This window comes from Azospirillum sp. Sh1 (genome assembly GCF_008365135.1).
GTDB lineage: Bacteria > Pseudomonadota > Alphaproteobacteria > Azospirillales > Azospirillaceae > Azospirillum > Azospirillum oryzae.
The window spans coordinates 1-2,513 of the sequence record NZ_VTTK01000086.1 but is presented as its reverse complement, the minus strand read 5'-3'; the positions used below and the strand labels follow the sequence as shown (position 1 = coordinate 2,513).

The following is a 2,513-nucleotide window of genomic DNA, read 5'->3' as shown; positions in this document are numbered from 1 at the left end:
GACCGCCAACTCAGCCTCAAACTGGCCGAGCCCTGAAAATCCCGGACAGCAGTGCGCGAAGGCGGGAATCCAGCCACATCCGCCGCTGATCTGCGGAGTGTCCTGGATCCCCGCCTTCGCGGGGATGACGCAAAGTTCCTTTTGTTCCAGAAGCTTAGGAATGCTCGGAATTGTGTGAATGCCATAGCCTGGGGCGGGAGAGGGCATTTCAGCCGCCTATGCCTCCGGCCGCTTGTCCCCCTCCGCCTCGTCGGCTTCGGAGGCTCGGGGGTCGACATAGATGCTCTCGGCCCGGCGCGCCAGCCATTGGAAGGCGCCCAGCCCGACCACCAGCAAGGTGACCACCCCCAGCAGCATCACCGGATAGACAATGCCGGAGATCTCGGTGGTGCGCGCCTCGAACACCAGGACCAGCCCTTCCAGGCTGGCGGCGATGATGATCGTGGTCAGGAACTTGGTCAGGGTGCGGCGGGCCTCGTCGGCGCGGCGCAGCTCGCGTTCGCGGACGATCTCCTCCTCGTAGAGGTATTTGGCGATCTCGAACACGGCGATGGCCAGCACGATCATCCCCACCCCCTCCAGCATGGCCGAGGTCAGGACGGCACTGTCCAGCGCCACCATCCCTTCGAACACCGTCAGGGCGGACAGGCCGATGAACAGCAGGGAGAACAGGCTGAGCGTCACCGCCGCCAGCATATACATTCCGCGCGCCGCCGACTGGAACATCGCCCTTCCCTCTTCCAAAGCTGGTCCTTGGCAGTGAAAACGCATGAACCGGCCAATCCGCCCAAGTGGTGCCACCGGATCCGTCGACGCTGCCGGGGAACCTCTTTAGAGTGGCGCCGACCTGTCGCCGACCATTCGGTTTTCACTTCCATGACGCTGCCGCCGGAACCCACCCCGACCCACAACGCCCCCCACAACGCGGTGGTGGCGAGCGCCGCCTATTGCGAAGGCCGGCGCATCGCCGACGTACCCTTGGCCGAGGCCGGCGCCTGGGCCGCAAAAGACGGGCACTTCGTCTGGATCGGCTTGTGGGAGCCGGACGAGGCGCTGCTGATGGAGGTGAAGCAGCAGTTCGGCCTGCATGAACTGGCGGTGGAGGACGCGCTGCACGCCCACCAGCGCCCGAAGGTGGACATCTATGGCGACAGCCTGTTCATGGTCCTGCGCACCGCCCGGCTGGAAAAGGGCGAGCTGGTTCTGGGCGAGACCCATGTCTTCGCCGGCCGCGGCTATGTCGTCACCGTGCGGCACGGCGCCTCGACCAGCTATTCGCCGGTGCGGGCGCGGGCGGAAAGCGCGCCGCATCTGCTGAAGCATGGCGAGGACTTCATCGTCTACACCATCATGGATTATGTGGTGGACTGTTACTTCCCGGTGCTGGAACAGATGGCCACCACGGCGGACGAGCTGGACGCCCTGCTGATCGCCCGCCCGCCCAGCATGACGGAGATCGAGTGCATCCACCAGCTTCGCCGCGATCTGGAGCGGCTGCGCCGCAACGCCTCTCCCCTGCTGGAGGTCTGTTCGCGGCTGGAGCGCTTCGACCTGCCGATGATCGACCCGGCGATCCGCCCCTATTACCGCGACGTCCAGGACCATGTGATCCGCGTCAACGAGCAGATCGGCTCGCTGCGCGAGGTGCTGTCCTTCGCCTTCGAAACCAGTATGATCCTGGCGACCGCGCGGCAGAACGACGTGACGCGCAAGCTGGCCGCCTGGGCCGCCATCCTTGCCGTGCCGACGGCCGTCGCCGGCCTGTACGGCATGAACTTCGAGCATATGCCGGAGCTTCACTGGCGCTACGGCTACCCGGCGGTGCTGGCGGTGATCGCCGCGGTCTGCGTCGCGCTCTTTGTCCGCTTCCGGCGGATGGGATGGCTGTGACGGACGAGATTTTGGGTCGGGGTTTTCGGGTCGACGTTTCTGGTTTGGAGTTTGGTGACGGACATGACCGACGCGACGAACACGCTGCACGCCCTGCTGGACGCCTATCTGCGCTGCCCGGTGGAACCGGCGCGCGCGGAGCTGGAACAGGCGCTCCGCAGCTATCAGACCGACTGGATCCGCGCCCGCGCCGGGTCCGATTCCCCGCCGCTGGCGGCGAAGGCGGAAGAGGCCCCGGCGCCCGTCAAGAAGGTGATCGTGCCGAAGCCGCGTTTCCCCATCGCGTCGGCCGACCTGGAAATTCTGAAGCGTCTGGCCGACGGCTGGCCCGGCACCACCGCCGAGGTGGCGCGCTGGGCGTGGTTCGAGAACCGCGAGCTGGTGGTGCTGGACCCGAATCCGGCCGGCGAGGGGCCGGAAGTGCTGCGCCTCACCCCGCTCGGCTGGGCGGCCATCGGCCGGATGCCGGAGGATTGAGGGAAAGGGCTGGGGCGGGTTCTGCTGAGAGAGCCTGACGTTTTCAGGTCTCATCACGAGCGTCTCTCTACCGTCATTCCCGCGAAGGCGCACTGCTGTCCGGGATTTTCAGGGCTCGGCCAGTTTGAGGCTGAGTTGGCGGTCTG

The 2,513-nt window shown here is 66.3% G+C and carries 4 protein-coding genes; 2 read left to right on the top strand and 2 right to left on the bottom strand.

The genetic code is table 11. The annotated features are described in order from the left end of the window. Together FZ029_RS33450 and FZ029_RS32695 are read right to left on the bottom strand one after the other, a co-directional pair. Positions 1–207, bottom strand: a 207-nt coding sequence (locus FZ029_RS33450; RefSeq protein ID WP_211104288.1) for a hypothetical protein, incomplete at its 3' end; no start/stop codon positions are given. A 9-nt stretch (positions 208–216) separates the two neighbouring features. Then, on the bottom strand, positions 217–726 hold the full coding sequence (locus FZ029_RS32695) for a hypothetical protein (RefSeq protein ID WP_149274366.1): 510 nt from the start codon (positions 724–726) through the stop codon (positions 217–219). A 150-nt stretch (positions 727–876) separates the two neighbouring features. Between FZ029_RS32695 and corA the strand changes: the two genes are divergently transcribed. Then, positions 877–1,890, top strand: a complete 1,014-nt coding sequence (gene corA / locus FZ029_RS32690) for a magnesium/cobalt transporter CorA (RefSeq protein ID WP_149274364.1) — start codon at positions 877–879, stop codon at positions 1,888–1,890. A 63-nt stretch (positions 1,891–1,953) separates the two neighbouring features. After that, positions 1,954–2,367 carry a hypothetical protein gene (locus FZ029_RS32685; RefSeq protein ID WP_149274362.1) on the top strand — a complete coding sequence of 138 codons (414 nt, stop codon included), beginning with the start codon at positions 1,954–1,956 and terminating at the stop codon, positions 2,365–2,367. Positions 2,368–2,513 lie beyond the last annotated feature (146 nt).